Annotated in this window: 12 protein-coding genes; 3 read left to right on the forward strand and 9 right to left on the reverse strand. The window is 40.3% G+C overall.

Annotated features, from left to right (window positions below):
* Nucleotides 1-237: 237 nt before the first annotated feature.
* On the forward strand, nucleotides 238-432 hold the full coding sequence (locus ACE1CA_RS22515) for a hypothetical protein (RefSeq protein ID WP_413281683.1): 195 nt from the start codon (nucleotides 238-240) through the stop codon (nucleotides 430-432).
* Nucleotides 433-526: 94 nt separating this feature from the next.
* Here ACE1CA_RS22515 and ACE1CA_RS22520 read toward each other — a convergent pair whose 3' ends face one another.
* The 4 genes from ACE1CA_RS22520 to ACE1CA_RS22535 form a co-directional block, all read right to left on the reverse strand.
* Nucleotides 527-1,879, reverse strand: a complete 1,353-nt coding sequence (locus ACE1CA_RS22520) for a hypothetical protein (protein WP_413281684.1) — start codon at nucleotides 1,877-1,879, stop codon at nucleotides 527-529.
* A 108-nt stretch (nucleotides 1,880-1,987) separates the two neighbouring features.
* Nucleotides 1,988-4,666, reverse strand: coding sequence for a glycosyl hydrolase family 28-related protein (locus tag ACE1CA_RS22525; protein ID WP_413281685.1), 2,679 nt, complete (start codon nucleotides 4,664-4,666; stop codon nucleotides 1,988-1,990).
* Nucleotides 4,667-5,311: 645 nt separating this feature from the next.
* Nucleotides 5,312-7,051, reverse strand: a complete 1,740-nt coding sequence (locus ACE1CA_RS22530) for a hypothetical protein (RefSeq protein WP_413281686.1) — start codon at nucleotides 7,049-7,051, stop codon at nucleotides 5,312-5,314.
* Between the two features lie 537 nt (nucleotides 7,052-7,588).
* Complete coding sequence (locus ACE1CA_RS22535; RefSeq protein ID WP_413281687.1) at nucleotides 7,589-8,770, reverse strand: glycosyltransferase; 1,182 nt, start codon at nucleotides 8,768-8,770, stop codon at nucleotides 7,589-7,591.
* 700 nt (nucleotides 8,771-9,470) lie between these two features.
* On the opposite strand from ACE1CA_RS22535, the gene ACE1CA_RS22540 reads away from it, so the two are divergent.
* Entirely contained in the window at nucleotides 9,471-10,133 is a 663-nt protein-coding gene (locus tag ACE1CA_RS22540; protein ID WP_413281688.1) for a hypothetical protein, read from the forward strand.
* 48 nt (nucleotides 10,134-10,181) lie between these two features.
* Here the strand turns inward: ACE1CA_RS22540 and gcvP are convergent, their stop codons facing one another.
* Together gcvP and gcvH are read right to left on the reverse strand one after the other, a co-directional pair.
* Entirely contained in the window at nucleotides 10,182-13,049 is a 2,868-nt protein-coding gene (gene gcvP / locus ACE1CA_RS22545; protein ID WP_413281689.1) for an aminomethyl-transferring glycine dehydrogenase, read from the reverse strand.
* 200 nt (nucleotides 13,050-13,249) lie between these two features.
* Entirely contained in the window at nucleotides 13,250-13,636 is a 387-nt protein-coding gene (gene gcvH / locus ACE1CA_RS22550) for a glycine cleavage system protein GcvH (RefSeq protein WP_413281690.1), read from the reverse strand.
* A 132-nt stretch (nucleotides 13,637-13,768) separates the two neighbouring features.
* Here gcvH and ACE1CA_RS22555 point away from each other — a divergent pair, with 132 nt between their 5' ends.
* On the forward strand, nucleotides 13,769-14,599 hold the full coding sequence (locus ACE1CA_RS22555) for an alpha/beta hydrolase (protein ID WP_413281691.1): 831 nt from the start codon (nucleotides 13,769-13,771) through the stop codon (nucleotides 14,597-14,599).
* Nucleotides 14,600-14,808: 209 nt separating this feature from the next.
* On the opposite strand, the gene gcvT is transcribed toward ACE1CA_RS22555, so the two are convergent.
* From gcvT to ACE1CA_RS22570, 3 genes are all read right to left on the reverse strand, one after another.
* Entirely contained in the window at nucleotides 14,809-15,936 is a 1,128-nt protein-coding gene (gene gcvT / locus ACE1CA_RS22560) for a glycine cleavage system aminomethyltransferase GcvT (RefSeq protein ID WP_413281692.1), read from the reverse strand.
* Nucleotides 15,937-16,069: 133 nt separating this feature from the next.
* On the reverse strand, nucleotides 16,070-16,423 hold the full coding sequence (locus ACE1CA_RS22565) for a 4a-hydroxytetrahydrobiopterin dehydratase (protein WP_413281693.1): 354 nt from the start codon (nucleotides 16,421-16,423) through the stop codon (nucleotides 16,070-16,072).
* A 186-nt stretch (nucleotides 16,424-16,609) separates the two neighbouring features.
* Nucleotides 16,610-17,320: a Uma2 family endonuclease gene (locus ACE1CA_RS22570; RefSeq protein WP_413281694.1), complete on the reverse strand. Its 711-nt coding sequence runs from the start codon at nucleotides 17,318-17,320 to the stop codon at nucleotides 16,610-16,612.
* Nucleotides 17,321-17,435 lie beyond the last annotated feature (115 nt).

Genomic DNA, 17,435 nt, shown 5'->3' on the forward strand with positions numbered 1-17,435 from the left:
AATAACTACTTTCTGCTCGGAAGCCCTGTCGCTACATAGTTTTTAGTTGTTTTCTCTAGCTGGAACTCACGATTTATCAAGAAATTATCAAGCAAACACCTTATTTTATAAACTTACGGTTAAGAAATCAAATCAATATAGTATATTTACAGAGAAAATATTACCATGATATAAAACCAAAAGATTTCGCTTTGCAGTAAAATCATTCGTTTTGTCAGACTTCATAAAATTATGACTATGACTAATTCTAAATTAATAAAAATCGCTCTTTGTACTACTTTGTTACTGAACACAATCTATACATCTGCTGCTCTAGCAGGGGAAGGGGGCGGTGAAGGTGGCGGAAATGCACAAACACCCGTTCAAGTAATTGTACAAATTGTTGTAACGGCTGTTGCTCTAAAGGTGCTGGCCTACTTTGATTTACCCTGAGTTAGCCTCTCAACGCATAGAGATTTGAACAGTCAAACAACGATCGCTTATCCAAAGATGTTTTTATTAAGCTGGAGGATAATGGGAAAGTTGTTTAATTTTGTTGCTCAAATTTTTGTTGGGTCTCGAATTTATGTTCTTGCCATCCTAACCCGATCATACTGGCAACGAAAAGAGTATAGCCCGGTTCTTCCAATTGGGAAAACACCAAGCCAAACACAAATACGGTTAGCATCAGGTACTTAGAAAGATCGATAACGCAGACATAGTGCCATACCAGAAATGCCAGGTAGAAGTAAGTTCCCAGTCCTAAAATTCCCAAATCTCCCCAAATGCCAGCCCAACCAAACAAAGGGGAAAATAGGCTGGATTGGTCGCCTAACCAACTTTGACTTACGGCTCTCCAAACAGCTTTGCTAGCAGGGTGCATGGTTGCGCCCAGAGGTTGTAGTAAATTCCAGTAACTCTCCAACATCCAGCCGCCCAAACGGCCTACAGTATGCCCTGGGCCAAGACCGAGTAACCAATTGAGTGGAGATTCAAAGTAGGTAGGAACAATGCGAAATGTGGCAAATTTCAACCTTGTTGCTTCGCCATCAGGCCCGTAGAGTTCGGGTCTGATCCAAGTTGTAAAAGCGCGAAGAGCTTCAATATTGTAGATAGCCCAGTAGAAGATGGCTAGAAAGATAGCACCAAGAATTAGATAGGTCAAAGTCTTGCCAAGGTCTTTTACATTGATCAGGTAAAGAAGAACATATCCAATAATGAAGGAAAGTAAGACTTGTTTTGTATCTGAGATCACGATGTGGTTGAAACAAGCAAGGACGATCGCGATCCGAAACCAAAGTGGCTTAGTCTTGGCACTCACAAAATAATACACGGCAAAGGTCATGGCAACGGAACCACCAATCACATGACCTGCCCCTTGCCCAATAAAAATTCCTTTAATATTGTCTTCCAAACCAATCAGGTTTTCCATACGAAAAACATATTTCTGGACATAGGCAAAGAGCATATTAATCATTGCAAATGCGAGAATATAACTTCGGAAGCGTTGAAATCCCTCCGCCGACATGGGCATACAAACAATGGTCAAGATCAAAATGAAAGGTTCTCCCAACAGCAAAAAGCTGAGGATAGCGTTGACTATTCCGGCATTATTAAGCAAAGAACTGGCGATCGTAACGGTCAAAAACAGAAATATCCCAATCAAAAGTTGCTTGGAAATCTCTATTTGTTTGCGATCTTTGCTGCGGGATGTCGTTACCACTGACCAACAGGCAAATGGTATTGCCGCAAAGTGCAAAAAGTTAATCGCAGAAGGAATTTTTAGTGCTGTGAGAACCCTGGGAAATAGGGCGGTAGCAATGCCAAACAGTGTGAGATTCGCGTTGGTGACGTATCCTTTTGGTTTTTTAGCGGTAGCGGATTCTAATGTTCTAGTCATCTAAAAACCTCTGGGAGTTCGAGACTGAACTGATTGATCTCGGAGCAGAAACACGACAGGGAAAATAAATCGATCGTCAATACTATCAATACTAGTCGATAGACTACTCTAGTTACCAAGGTAGCCAACGTAAAGGGGAATTTGTTTTCCACTAATATAGTTTGGTACACCGTTACGAGTTAGATTCCGGGTCACTCCGTTCCTTGTTTCCCGAACGTAGGTGGTGTATTCAAAATCCTCATCGTCTACAAATTGAATTTCTGCCATACTGATGGAAATCGAAGATTCATTATTAATGAACATCGGGTCGTTTTGTTGACCATTGGGAGCAGTAGTTGTGGTGTAGGCGAAGCCACCGAGTAACTCAGTTTTTCCACCTGCTCTTGTATCAATTAGTGTACCGCCCCGCTCGGTTTTTAGCCCGAAAATCCAAAGATTTCCGCCATTATTGATGATGTGAGTTCCCTGATTCTCCACATTTAACTGGCGTGCCCAGATATTTTGCCTGTTGAATCTCCAGTTGGAAACAGGATTGGAGACCACATCTTCGAGAAACACATCCCCGGTACCTGTCATATTACCCGATACATTTGAAGAGTGGCGAATGACGATCGTCCGAGAAGAAGCATTCTCAAAGGTTGGATTTGCGTAGTAACCGCCCCAAAACCGCTCAAATACAACTACTGGACTATTGCCTTCTACTAATCTGAAGCCAGGATAGGTTTGGTTGGATTCACTGCCAACAATTATACCTGCCTCGGTACCGATGACGCGGCGTACATTGTTGCGGACGAGAACTGTACCGCCCAAGTGGTAAGTTCCATTGGGGAAGTAAACTGTTGTTCTTCCTGAATCGATCGCTTGTTGAATCGCCGCCGTATCATCGAGCCCATCGTTAGGTATTGCGCCAAAAGAAGTGACATTCGCCCAAGGAGTTGCGATCGGATCGTCCCAAGGCACATCAGGAGTTTCCTTGATTGACAGATTCAGAGTTCGCTGTGGTGAAGTAAACAGACTTGTCACGCCACCGCCGACAAATTCCGTGATATTTGCTCCAGCCTGTGTCACATTGGCGTTGCGGAGAGCAGCTTGATAACCGGAAGTGGTGATGTTGCGAGCTAGTAAATCATTTTGGAAAACGCTTTCAATAGCTGGTCTGGTGGCTGCGCCAGTAGTACCAGTTAAGGTGGAATCAATTAAAGTCATCCTTCCTCCGGCGTTGTAAACCCCTGTCACGGAATTTGTACTGTTTAATCCCCGGATGTTGACTACTTGACCCGCGTTGAGGAAGCCGTACACACTTTGGTTCCGCAGCGTGATGTTTTCAAAGGTCATGCTGTTGACGTTGAAGCCAGTGCGAACGCCGTATTGGAATCCATCAACAGTTACGTTCTTAACCAACAACGGACCGATTTCATCCGTAAAATTCATATCCAAGCCATTGATCCCCTGCTTATCTGCCGATCGAATCGTTACTTCCCGCAGGGTTCCTTGGTTGTTGGCGTTAAACTGAATGCCGATCGCTCCAGCATTTCCCACTCCTGTATCCAGTGTTAAGTTCCGAATCGAGTTACGGAACCGTTGGGCTGGGCCAGGTCCGGTGTAAATTACTGATTTCGGTGTGTTGGTGTTTGTGTATCCAGGGGCATTATCCCTTAGCTTGACGATCGTCCCCTGCTGACTTTGCCCTTGCAGAATTGTGTTCTTGTAGTCATTTCCTGTACCTGGAGTGCCTGCGGGCCAACTTAAGGTATTGGAAACCAGGTAAGTTCCATTTGGCAAATAAATAATTCTCCCGCCATTGGGATAAGCATTCAACGCCGCTTGAATTGCCGCTGTATCATCTGTGACTCCATCTCCCTTGGCACCAAACTGGGTTTTGACATTGATTACCCCTGCATCGGCAGGAAAGACTATATTTTCACTATTCCCGGTACTTGGTGGTGGATTTGTGGTTGGTGGTGCTGGCACATTCACCAGGAAACTACCCAACGTGGATGCAGGCACAAAATTGTTACTGGTATCACTGACTTGGTTGGGTTGTAAGGCGAAACTGTAGCTGCCGTTATCATCGATCGTCCAAGTACCACCAGGAACACTGATTCCGTAGGTCGCCGTGCGTGGTGTGCCATTGGTATTGTTGTTCACACTCACCAAAGCTGCCATCTGGCTAAAACCATTGGGTCCGGTTACTAAAATATCTCCTCCATCGAATGTGGCTACATTCATTGCTGTATTGTCCGAATATGTGACATTAAATTGATATGTGGTGCCGCCTTCTGTCAAGATATCTGAGGCTGTCAAACTGGCGATCGGCGGAGTGGTATCAACGGGAGGGGAACCACCTACAGGAGTAGAATATAACTGGCTTTGGGAAATCACTTGCTTGGATAGATTTGGTCCCGACCATAGCAGTCGAGTAGATGCCCGTCCACGAAAATCAAAGTATTCCAGTTTGATATCGTACATCCGATCGCCTGTGAGATTGATGATACCGCTTCTTTTAGTAACTACTCCTGCATCATCCCACTCGTTAATCAGTAGTTGTCCATTCACCCACAGTTTAACTCCATCATCTGCTTCGGTAAAAAATGTGTAGTTACCGGAGGTGGCGACTTTTACCTGTCCCGTCCAGCGAACTGAAAAGCTATCGGAACCAATTCCTGTACTGGGCGAACCCGTACCCCAATTAAAGTCCACTGTACTGTCTGTGCGAGTAAGTATGAGATTCGTCAGGTTGGCATTATCATAGTACTCGCCGCGCAAACCATTACCGATCGGGTCCATTTTTAGTTCCTCCTAGTAATAAAGGTATCAATGTAAATTGAGTAGTTTTTACTGCTGATTTTTTTTCGGTTGAGTCATTTTTTGGGGTTACTAAATGAGAGATTTTCTGTCTATACAATTAGATGGTGCTTGTTCCCTCACGAGTTAGGAGAAAGAAATTTATTCTTGCTTTTTTTGACCTTTTTATCTTATGTTTATGAAAGGTTCCTAATCAGTCAGGATTTGAATTTGATTAATCATAGACGAAAGCTATTATATCTATTGATAAAGTTAGCAACGTTGCCAGATTTGTTGGCAAATGAATTGTATTAATGAGTACAAACTAAATAATCTACTTTGTATGATAATAGCAGTAACAGTAAATAACAAGTAAATTTGAAAATATTTTTTTCCGTTACTAGGAATTGATCGCTTTTTACCATAAAGAGTTGTGAGTAACTGGGTAAAGTAATGAAAATTTTAAATCATAACCTGTAGGATTGATTAAATAATATTTCATTCCCCTAATTTATGAAGTTTTTGTAAATACTTGATTAAGTTTCAATGAATTTTTTATTACCGCTATTAATTGGACGATGAACCGGGGCGGCTTTCCCCTACTAATCAGGTTTACTTATCACTATAAATGCTGGAGAGTCGAGCCATTTATTTATGTATATCGCTGGAAAAAGTTGAGGTGTTTAAAAACTGCTGTTCGGCTGGTTTAGTCCAAAGTTTAAGATTGAGATTTTCCCACTCCATTTCTAGCCAATTATCAATAATATTAATGGATACTTCCGGCGATAAAATTTTTTCAGTTGATACTTTGAGGGCAAATGCGATCGCGCTTTGGCTAAGATTAGAAAAATTAAATACTTGGTTCTTCCCAGTACATAACACCATATCTAGATAAAAACATTGTGAGTCTTGATGAATTTGCCATTTGCCTTTCGATCGAGCAAATTGTGCGTAGGGAATTTGGATCTGAATATTTAAATCGCCAAAGGACAGACAAACATTTGAGTTCAGAGTAGCTAATGATGAAAGCTGAGTCTTGAGATTTTTCATATTAATAGAACCGCCAAATTCAAAACGCAATCGCAAATCTGCGATCGGCAATTGAAAATTATATTTCTTCTTTTGGCTAATGTAAGGATTGATCGGGTTAATGTCGGTAGCGAAACAAACCCCGGCGAGAATATTTCCCTCGTTTTGGACGGTAAAAAATTGTGCTGCTGCATAATCTATATTGTTGTATAAACAGCGTACTCTTAAATAACTTGGCTCTTGATATGTTCCCCAATAGATCAATAAAGGTCGCCGCTGATGCCAAAAATCACTGTAATTAACACTTCCCAAAGTAAAAGCGGGAGTAAGATAACTTTTTAGCACCTGATTGGGTAATCTTTTCAACAAGGTTTGAGTTACAGTCCGAGGTTCATTTAAGTAGAAAAATAGTGTTTCTAAATCAGCGGGACAAGGTAAGGGGAGGCGATATTCATTTAGAGCAGCATACTTTTCCAAACTGCCAAAATCTATTAATTCAGAGGTAGAACGTTCTATTAATGTTAATACTTCGATTGGCAGTAATGTAGAGTTACTTCGGCTATGGGGACCCGCCCATTGGCGAGTAGGAGGATGGAAATGAACAGCTATTTCTTTCCAACATAAACGATAGAGTGGTTCAACTAGTTCTGCTACTATGACATTGTTAAACTCGTTGGCGTATAGCCTCAGACGACCTAAAAGTTCTAAAGTAATGACTGTATAAACTGGACTGTTGTATTCACTAAAACTATCTTGTTCGAGGATGTATTGAAAGAATTCCTGAAGACGATTTATTCCATAATTGTACAAATCATTGATTTCATAGATTTGACCTGTAACTAAGGTTACATAAATGCCCATAATGGCAATGTTGGTGTAATCAAGAGGGACATTACGCTGTTGAATATTACGTGCAGCGCAGAGGATAGCAAGATCTACTTCAACCATTAACTTAACAGGTAAGTTAGGACGATGATAAAGTGCGAGTTGTAGTAGTTGTGTAGCTAAAAATTCACGCCAGTTTGGATCGGGATTAACTATTTTAAAAGGTCTTTCTTCGAGATATTTTGGCCAAATTCCATAAGTTTTGCTGTGGGGATCTTTGTCTTGTAAACTTAAGATTTGTTGTATTATTTCTATGGCTCGCTGATACATTTTAGGATCTTCTGTATCCATTAGCGCTACTGCATAGTAGAGTGATTCACGGGTTGGGTGTACGGGAATGCCTTGAAGAAATTTGAAAAATCCGATCGCCCGAAACGGAACTCTTAACATTTTGGCTAATCGATCGTATTTTTCATGTAAAGGAGCTAAGGCTTGTTCGAGGCGAACCATCTTTTGAAGTGGAAAAATGTACATTGATTAAGGTAGATAAGAGTTTGTTAATTAAATGAAATCAAAATTGCTCAATAGCAAACTATTGAAAATAACCCGTTTTCTGTCATTATTTCCACAATCAAATATTTTTTCCCAACTTGGTTAGGGAAGAAAATAAGCAAAAGGTTTTTTATTAAAGAATTAGCGATCGCAGATAGCGATAAACGTTGTTGTTTTACACCCCGCTTTTGATTGAGCGAGCAGATTCATCCCTTTAAATTAATTTTTAACCCACATTCCGCACTTCAATTTGTAGTATGCCAAGTATTGCTGAAATCATGGGTAGCTTGGCGAGCAGTCTAAATATTTCTACTGACAGTTCTTTCCACTTTTGTGTTCGCCAAGCTACCCAAACTGCGTAATCATTACGTAATACATTTTGAAGTGCGGAATGTGGATTTTAATGACATTATAGCAGATATTACTCAGAATTGTAGCAGTAATAATTTAAAAGTCCTTAAATTTACTTAAGCAAATTTGGCTCTCCTGTACTCATGGTGATAAGTAAACCTAATTAATTCAAAGGGCAACCAGAGATTTTTTGTCGATCGCAGATTCATAAATTTCTATTAGTCGCTTGTAATTGTCAGCTGCGGTATATTTGGCTTCAAATTCAGCACGGGCTTCTTGGCGCATTTGGCTGAGTGCTTCCGGGTTAGCCAATAGCCATTTGATTTGTGTTGCTAAGTCGGTAGGATCGCTAGGTTGGAAAAGTAAGCCAGTGCGTTGGTGATCGATAAGTTCTGTAATTGCCCCAATTTTTGATGCAACTACTGGTGTACCTTTAGCAAAGGATTCGATCGCCACCCGCCCAAATGTTTCATACCACTCGGAAGGAAACACAAAAAACGCTGCGTTTCCCATGACTTCATAAACTTGTTCCAAGGGAATCCGTCCCAACCACTCAATCTCTGGCATTTCTTTCATTGCTTCAGTGACTAATCCTCTCATTGGGCCATCACCGACGATTTTGAGCGGAATTTTACCTCCTAGTTGTCTCCAGGCATCAAGCATTACCCCCAGCCCTTTTTCCACCGATAGCCGCCCGACAAATAGCCCATAGCCGCCCTTTCCTTCGCCAATTTCCGGTGCGGGATAGAGAAAATTGGTTTTAAACGCCAATTTTTCGGCAGGGATTCCGCCTTGAATAAACTTGTCCATTGCAAATCGGCTGTAAGCAATGAATACATCTACCGCTTGTGTCCAAGTACCGATTAACGAGTGAAAGCTGACTGTAGTGGCAACCATTGCACTAGCCGGACGACTATTGCGATAGCAACCGTGAATAATTCCAGGTAGGGGAAAGGGTTTGCCCAAACAATCTTCACATATTTTCCCATCGCGGAAAAATAGGGCGTTAGGACAAAGCAACCGATAGTTGTGTAAAGTTTGGACTACGGGAATACCTTCATCTTTAACAGCATGATAAGCTGCGGGGGAAATTAGGGGAAAAGTGTTGTGGAAGTGAACGATTTGGGGTTTTTGGTCGCGGATGAGCGATCGCAAATCCTGGTAAACATTGCTGTTCCACACCGCATTTTTCACAACCAGACATGGATTCATTCCTGGAATATCATCATTGTCTTGGGTGTAGTGTAAAACTTCATGACCGTGAGATTCTAACAATCCACTTTCCGTAGACCAAATTTGTTCCTCGCCCCCTGGCTGAGTATAGTAATTATGAACTGTTAGGATTCGCATTGGTTTGGCTACCTTAATCAGCTAGTGAAAATAAATACAGTAAGGATAATTGAATGGTCAATTAGCAATCTAAATGAGATTATCTTAAGGATTTTCTTATAGGTATAGGAAAAAAGGATAAGCTGACTTTGAGATAATCAAGCTAAAGTAAACTCAATTTTTCGCCCCGATAATCATGCCACCACCGCTTTTCCTGTTCCGTTACTCCGAAAAACCTCGAGCAACTGCCGTTAGAACATCACTCCTAAGATAGATGCTGATAAACTGGTACTAGATGCTGATAAACTGCTAGTTTGATTTTAGTGGTAATTGGCAAGCAGTTGCTCTAAGTTTGCAAAGACTTTAAAAATCTCTGCTCAGGGGTTACGTAGAAATTCTGAGATTCAGATTTTTCCCATTCATCCCTAACCAATTATTCAACTATATGGATTGAGACTTCAGGTAATGAAATGTGGCTTTCCCGTACTTGTGGTGGAAAACTTTGGTTTTAGGGGCTGGGATGACAGGCATCCTGCCTGTCCTACGGGACTAGGAAGAAGGGGTTGAGTGGTAGGGGATAGCTGATAGGGAAGAGTCTTTTTCCTTAACCCCTAACCCCTGACCCCTAAAGTCGCACTAGAGGCAATTCATGAATTGCCTCTACTTCGTTAACTAATCAGGTTTACTTATTACCATAAGTACGAGAGAGCCGTTTATAACAATGATCTTAAAACTGAAGGAAAAATTCCAGGCTGAAATTACAGGAAAATTACCAGGATATGTAGCAATATTCAACTTTGCTGATGCGAAACGCCGGAACATTCATTTAGGGCATCAAAAAGTAGACGAAGAGATAGTAGAATTTAGTAAATTACTCGATCGAGCAGTAGGAAATACTGGTTACAGTATGAGAATTGGGGGAGAAAAATGGTTAGGCTTTTTTGCCACTAATTCTCTTGAATCTATGCAAAAGCTACTTAATGATTTTTACCAAGAACAAAAGATCTTGGTAGGTTGGAAAAGTATTGGTCATAAAGATGGAATCCAAAAATCTCAAGTAGTAACAATTGACGCTAAAATTTATCGGGCGATGCGCTGCGTTTATACATATATTGAAAGAATAGAAGATTTTGAATTTATCGTTGAAGAATTGCTCAATAATGACTATGGTCTTTCTGTTAATATTCCTCACAAATTAGAAGATATTATCGACAGTCCGAGAAGTCGTTGGGAATGCGTCAGTCAATATCCATCAGAATCACCGAATTGTCCATTTTGTCAAGGTAATTCATTTGACTGGCAAGATGGGGATGGCAGCGTTTACGGTGGTGAAGGTTTTTGTAACACTTGTGGTGCGGAAGTTTCTTTTTACCATGCTGGGTAGGGGCGATTCATGAACGCCCCTACCCAGTACCTAGTCCTTTATCACCAATTACTCGTTATAAGCTTCCATCGGTAAACAGGAACAGACAAAATTCCGATCGCCAAAAGCATTATCAATTCTGCTGACTGGAGGCCAATATTTGTATTCTTTTAACCAAGGTGCAGGGTAAGCTGCTTGGGTGCGAGAATAAGGGCGATTCCAATCATCATTAATTAAAGTTTCTGCGGTATGGGGTGCATTTTTCAAAACATTATTTTCCGCATCAACTTTGCCTATTTCAATTTCGGCAATTTCCTGACGAATGGCAATCATCGCATCACAAAAACGGTCTAATTCTGCTTTCGATTCGCTTTCGGTTGGTTCTACCATTACTGTACCTGCAACAGGCCAAGAAACGGTAGGGGCGTGGAAACCATAATCCATTAATCGTTTAGCGATGTCATCAACTTCAATGGCAGCAGATTTTTTGAGCGATCGCAAATCCAATATACACTCATGCGCCACAAAACCATTATTTCCCTTGTATAAAACGGGGTAATAATCTTGTAAACGACGAGCCATATAATTAGCATTAAGAATTGCGACTTTGGTAGCTTCTGTTAATCCTTCCCCGCCCATCATTGCGATGTACATCCAAGAAATTGGCAGGATACTAGCACTACCCCAAGGTGCAGCAGAAACCGCCCCAATTCCGGTTTGTTCGCCTAATTTTACCACAGAATGACCGGGTAAAAAAGGTACTAAATGGGATGATACTGCGATCGGACCCATTCCCGGCCCACCCCCACCATGAGGAATACAGAAAGTTTTGTGTAAATTCAAATGGCAAACATCAGCGCCAAAATCTCCCGGACGACACAAACCAACTTGGGCATTCATATTAGCCCCATCCATATAAACTTGCCCACCGTGAGAGTGAACTATTGCACAAATCTCTTTAATTTCTGACTCAAAAACCCCATGAGTAGAAGGATAAGTCACCATTAAAGCGGCTAATTCTTTGCTATATTTTTCCGCTTTATTTTTCAGATCGGAAACATCAATATTACCTTGTTCGTCGCAAGCGATCGGCACAACTTTTAAGCCACACATTACCGCACTAGCAGGGTTTGTTCCATGTGCAGATTGGGGAATTAAACAAACATTGCGATGATTTTCTCCCCGACTTTCGTGAAATTTCCGAATTACTAAAAGTCCGGCATATTCACCTTGAGAACCTGCATTTGGTTGCAAAGAAACTCCGGCAAAACCTGTAATTTCCGCCAACCATTCTTCTAACTGTTGGAACATTACTTGATAACCCCTAGTTTGGGAAAGGGGTGCAAAGGGGTGAATTTTGCCAAATTCTGCCCAAGTTACAGGGATCATTTCTGCCGTTGCGTTTAACTTCATGGTACAAGAACCCAAAGGAATCATTGAGGTTGTCAATGATAAATCTTTCGCTTGCAAACGATGGAGATAACGCAATAGTTCAGTTTCCGAATGATATTGATTAAAGACGGGATGAGTTAAGTAATTGCTATTTCGAGTTAAAGAGTTGGGAATTTGTAGGGGTAATTCATGAATTACCCCTACAAATTCTGCCGCATTAAAAGGTAAATTTTCTCCTGGTGCGAAGATTTGCCAAATGTCTTCAAAATCTTTGATAGTCGTAGTTTCATCTAGGGAAATGCCCACAAATTTGTCATCAAAAACTCGCAGGTTGATTTGCTGAACTTCCGCAGCTTGGAGAATTTCTGTTAAACTGCGACTTCCTAAATCTACCCGAATCGTATCAAAGAAATATTCGCCTGTGACTTTGTAACCTAACTGCTTTAACCCTTCAGCTAAAATGGTTGTTAACTGATGAATATTTTCGGCAATTCGCTTTAGTCCATCTGACCCATGATAGACCGCATACATACTAGCAATTACGGCTAGTAAAACTTGAGCAGTACAAATATTGCTGGTAGCTTTTTCCCGGCGGATATGCTGTTCGCGAGTTTGCAATGCTAAACGTAAAGCTGGTTTTCCATTAGCATCTTTGGAAACTCCAACAATTCTGCCTGGAACTTGGCGTTTATACTCTTCTTTGGTGGCGAAATATGCGGCGTGAGGGCCACCATAACCTAAAGGTACGCCGAAACGCTGCGTATTTCCTACTGCAATATCAGCACCGAATTCGCCTGGAGGAGTGAGTAAAGTTAAGCTTAGAATATCTGCGGCTACTGTAACTAATGTGCCAATTTTATGGGCTTGTTCGATGAATTTCCGATAATCATAAATTGTGCCATCGGTTGCAGGATATTGCAGTAACGCGCCGAAAATTGGTTGGTCAAAAGTGAAATTTTCATGGTTGCCAACAATAACTTCAATTCCTAAAGGATTGGCGCGAGTTTGGACAACTTCAATTGTTTGGGGATGGCAATCTTGGGAAACGAAGAAAGCTTTTGCTTTATTTTTAGCTACACCATAACTCATGGTCATGGCTTCAGCGGCTGCGGTAGCTTCATCTAATAAAGAAGCGTTGGCAATTTCCAAACCTGTTAATTCGATAATCATGGTTTGGAAATTCAATAATGCTTCTAATCTTCCTTGGGCTATTTCTGCTTGGTAGGGAGTGTAAGCTGTGTACCAACCGGGATTTTCTAAAATGTTTCTCAGAATGACGGGCGGGGTAATGCAATCAGAATAACCCATGCCAATGAAAGAGCGAAATATCTGATTTTTGGAGGCAATTTCTTTTAAATTGGCAAGGGCTGTATATTCACTTTGGGCGGGTGGTAGTTGTAATGGACGAGTAATGCGAATTGCTTGGGGAACAGTTTTTTCTATGAGTTCATCTAAGCTAGAAAGCCCTAAGAATTCTAGCATTTGTTTAATTTCTTCTGGGTTAGGGCTAATATGCCTGTTAGCAAAACTGTCTGTTTGTTTCATGAGAGGGCTAGATTTGGTAGAAGGACTAGAAGTTACCACTAATGATTCTCCATAATTAACTTTATTAAGTTTTAACAAGTTTTGCGATCGAGGGACTGGGATTGGGGACAAGGGGACAAGGGGACAAGGAGAGAAGGGAAAATTATTTAACTCAAAACTCAGAACTCAAAACTCAAAACTCCCTCAGTCCCCAGTTTCTACTAACCTTCAACTTGGGCGCTATACTCCTCAGCAGTTAGTGCATCTTCTAGTTCGTCGGGGTCGTTCATGCGTACTTTAAGCAACCATCCATCGCCGTAGGGGTCGTCGGCTATTTGTTCTGGTGATTCGATTATTGCTTCGTTGCGTTCGACTACTGTTCCGGTAACGGGGGATTTGAGGTCTTCTACTGCTTTTACAGATTCAACTGTTCCGAAGGATTCTCCTTTAGTAACTATGTTGCCGACTTCTGGCAATTCTAGAAATACTATGTCACCTAATTGTTCTACGGCGAAGGCGCTAATACCGATCGTCGCAATTTCGTCATCAAGACGGACATATTCGTGGGTGTCGAGGTATTTCAGGTCATCGGGATATTCGAGGGACATTTAATTTCCTCACAGGTTAAAGAATTTAATGATTTTGCAGTTGCATTTTGGGCAGAACTGACGGATCTTGGATCTTATCGGGTTATTTCCCCTGAAGGGTAATTTTATCAGGCTTATTGTTAGCTATTCATTATGAATAAAAATTTTCTGAAAAAACTGATAATAGGTGAGGTTTCTTTTTTGCGAATTATGCGATCGATCGTTTTTATCTATGCTTGTGTTGGCTTATATGCTTACTTTTTTAGCGATCGGATGATTTTTTTACCCCAACCATCTAGTTACCAAGATAACAATCAAATTCTCAAATTAACAACTAAAGATGGTGTAAAAATCTCAGCAGTTTACTTGCCTAATCCTCAAGCTAAGTTTACCATTCTCTACAGTCATGGAAATGCAGAAGATTTAGGTGAAATGTTACCGATACTGCGAGAATTGGGAAATCTGGGATTTTCGGTATTTGCTTATGATTATCGAGGATACGGTACGAGTCAGGGAAATCCCACCGAAAAAAATGCTTACAAAGATATTGATGCAGCTTATGATTATCTCACCCAAAAATTAGGCGTAAGTCCAGAAAAAATTATACTTTACGGTCGTTCTGTTGGTGGAGGGCCATCTGTAGATTTAGCGAGTCGGCAACCTATAGGAGGGTTAATTTTAGAAAACACTTTTGTGAGTACTTTTCGAGTAGTAACTCAAATCCCGCTGTTTCCGTTTGACAAGTTTAATAATATCCAAAAAATTAAAAAGGTACATTCTCCAGTGTTAGTAATGTATGGCAAAGCTGATAAAGTTATTCCATATTGGCACGGAAGAGAACTGTTTGCCACTGCCAATGAACCGAAGCGAGTTTTAGTTGTGGAAACTGCTGGACATAATGATTTTAAAGATGCAGCAGGTAAAGAATACGATCGCGTTTTGCAAGAGTTTACTAAATTAATTTCTCAGCATCAGTCAAAGTAAATAACAGGGGACTGAGGACAAATATTTCGATACCAACCAAAAACTCTAAAAAACATCTGCGTTCATCTGCGTTCATCTGCATTCATCTGCGTTCTAAAAAACCAAGACTTCGATACCCAACCAAAAATCCCAAATAACATCTGTTTTCATCTGTGGTAAAAGACAAGATTTATTTTTAACCGCCGATGAACGCAGATAAACGCAGATAATTACGCCTTATTGGGAGAACGATAGAAAGGCTTTTTCACTACTTTAGCTGGATAGAATTTGCCGCGAATTTCCACTTGTACTTCTTGACCAATTTTAGCTAAGTTTGTGGGTAGATAAGCGAGTGCGATCGCACATTCCAAAGTAGGCGACCAACTTCCACTTGTCACCTCTGCGATCGTTTCTCCTTCATAGCTTATCGGATAACCTTGACGGGCAATATTACGCCCCTGCATTTGCAAACCTACTAGTTTTCTATCTACTCCCAATGCTTTTTGTTCCACCAATATCTTCCGACCAATAAACTCGCCCTTTCTGTCTAAATGTACTACCCAACCCAACCCAGCTTCTAAAGGTGTTGTACCTTCATTAATATCCTGTCCGTAAAGTGCCATTGCTGCTTCTAAACGCAAAGTATCTCTAGCACCTAATCCACAGGGAATCACACCTTCTGCTAATAAATTCCGCCACAATTCTACACCTGCATTTTGGTCTAACATCACTTCAAAACCATCTTCTCCAGTGTAGCCAGTCCGGGCAATAAAAACAGATTTTCCTAATATTGTACCTAAGCAATGACCGAAAGATTTAATAGAGTTTAAATCTTCTTTGACAAATTTTTGCAAATGTGTAATTGCTTGCGATCCCTGTAATGCAATTAAAACTTTGTCTTGAGAAATATCCTGAAAATCTATTTCTGATTTTTCTAAATTACTTAACAACCAAGCTTTATCTTTTGGCGTAGTTGCAGCATTAACAATCATTACTCCCTGCTGAATTCCTGCTGCTTCACCCTGATAATAAAAAATAATATCGTCAATGATTCCAGCTTTAGAATTTAATAAAACTGTATATTGAGCTTGACCTGGTTGTAAACTGCTTAAATCAGAAGGAACTAAATTTTGTAATTGGGAAATTAAATCTTTTCCCTGCATGGTAAATTTGCCCATGTGAGAAATATCAAACATTCCCGATGCAGTTCTGACTGCTTGATGTTCTTGCGCTATCCCTCTGAATTGAACAGGCATTTCCCAACCGGAAAATTCCGTAAATTTAGCTTTCGATTCTACAGCTACATCAAATAAAGGAGTGCGATAAATACTAGCGGTTGTTGTTGATTGATTACTCATTTTAAAATTTACTTTTTAGTAAGAAGTGTGTGAGAAGGAAAACTTATAAGTTATGATTTGAAAGTAAAATCCACAACTCATAAGTTATTTTGAGACAGCAGAATTAACAATTTTTTTCTGCTAAATTTTGTGGTTATTTGGTGACGAACTCTTCAGCAACTTTATCAGTTTTTGCTGCCATAATAAAATCATTAATGTGCAGTCCGCCGATCGAATGCGTCCACCAACTAACTGTTACTTTACCCCATTCTGTGAGTAAAGCTGGGTGATGTCCAGCTTTTTCTGCTTTGTCACCTACTTTATTAGTGAAAGATAAAGCTGTCATAAAATCGTGAAATTTGTAAACTCGCTTTAGACGTGCTTCACCTTCTTCTTCAACAATTTCCCAATCAGGAATTTGCGGTTTAAGTTGAGCAATTTCTGTATCGCTTATCCGAGGTGAATTATCTTCACAAGCAACACAAATTTTTTCTGCTAACTGTTCCATTGTTGTTTGCCCCTAGTTTCAGTTTTGGCACGTTTAGTTAAAACCTATCTCTTTTTACTTTACCACAATTGGTTACTCCACTGAATTGAATGGCTAAATTTTGTCTTTTTTTAACCTAATAGTTATTAGACTTTTTGCCTGCGCCTTAAAGAGTTTGGTGCTGCAATTTGAGGTGCGATCGCATAATCACAACGTATCAGGATCTATTCCTTTTTCCCTCAATTTAGCAAGTAAATTTTCCCTGAGTTGTCGTTCTTGTTCCCTGAGTTGTCGTTCTTGTTCTAAAAGTTCTTGGGAATGGGAAAATCGATTTCCTTCGCTATCATACCAATACAACCATTCTCTCCTCCATCCTTCATAAGTTCCGATTTCTCTTCCTATTCCTAAACCAATTTCTGGCATCCAAACTGGTTCGCCTGATAATCTTTGATAAACGCCATTTACTAACTTATGTACTTCAAAAGCATCACCATGCCGACTATGATAACGACCAGAATCGTAAATTACATAATACAAAACTCCTAATTCAGCATAATCCATTTTTTTCTGGTTGTACTCGCCTCTGTAAGTATTTGAAACTACTTCTAAGACTAAGATTGGTGCTACTTCGTTTTCTCGTTTTAGGATATAACTTAAACGTCCATTTTTTCCCGAAAACCGCTCTACTCCTAAACTGAGAAAACCATCAGGTACAATTGCAGGTCGATCGCTTGCATAGTAAATTGCCATATCTACACCAAAAAACCAATCTTGTCGATTAGACCAAATTAAACACAATATTGATAACAGTAAATTTGGTACTAAATTTTGTAGTTCGTTGTCCACTGGAGTTTCGTCAGATTCAAGAAAAAACTCGGTTTCTAATGATTCAGATGACAATGGATTATACTGTACCATGATTCTTCCTTTTAGTGAGTGTCTCTATTTCCTTTGACATTAAATCTGTGGAGGCTATTCTAGCAAAAATAGGCGATCGCAATTCTAACTCTGTTGGCAAGTGCGATCGTAATTA

Source organism: Floridaenema evergladense BLCC-F167, from assembly GCF_041929205.2.
GTDB lineage: Bacteria > Cyanobacteriota > Cyanobacteriia > Cyanobacteriales > Aerosakkonemataceae > Floridanema > Floridanema evergladense.

Coding starts and splice junctions, on each gene's coding strand:
- ACE1CA_RS22515 (WP_413281683.1), top strand. CDS start 238: ATGACTAATTCTAAATTAATAAAAATCGCTCTTTGTACTACTTTGTTA.
- ACE1CA_RS22520 (WP_413281684.1), bottom strand. CDS start 1,879: ATGACTAGAACATTAGAATCCGCTACCGCTAAAAAACCAAAAGGATAC.
- ACE1CA_RS22525 (WP_413281685.1), bottom strand. CDS start 4,666: ATGGACCCGATCGGTAATGGTTTGCGCGGCGAGTACTATGATAATGCC.
- ACE1CA_RS22530 (WP_413281686.1), bottom strand. CDS start 7,051: ATGTACATTTTTCCACTTCAAAAGATGGTTCGCCTCGAACAAGCCTTA.
- ACE1CA_RS22535 (WP_413281687.1), bottom strand. CDS start 8,770: ATGCGAATCCTAACAGTTCATAATTACTATACTCAGCCAGGGGGCGAG.
- ACE1CA_RS22540 (WP_413281688.1), top strand. CDS start 9,471: ATGATCTTAAAACTGAAGGAAAAATTCCAGGCTGAAATTACAGGAAAA.
- gcvP (WP_413281689.1), bottom strand. CDS start 13,049: ATGAAACAAACAGACAGTTTTGCTAACAGGCATATTAGCCCTAACCCA.
- gcvH (WP_413281690.1), bottom strand. CDS start 13,636: ATGTCCCTCGAATATCCCGATGACCTGAAATACCTCGACACCCACGAA.
- ACE1CA_RS22555 (WP_413281691.1), top strand. CDS start 13,769: ATGAATAAAAATTTTCTGAAAAAACTGATAATAGGTGAGGTTTCTTTT.
- gcvT (WP_413281692.1), bottom strand. CDS start 15,936: ATGAGTAATCAATCAACAACAACCGCTAGTATTTATCGCACTCCTTTA.
- ACE1CA_RS22565 (WP_413281693.1), bottom strand. CDS start 16,423: ATGGAACAGTTAGCAGAAAAAATTTGTGTTGCTTGTGAAGATAATTCA.
- ACE1CA_RS22570 (WP_413281694.1), bottom strand. CDS start 17,320: ATGGTACAGTATAATCCATTGTCATCTGAATCATTAGAAACCGAGTTT.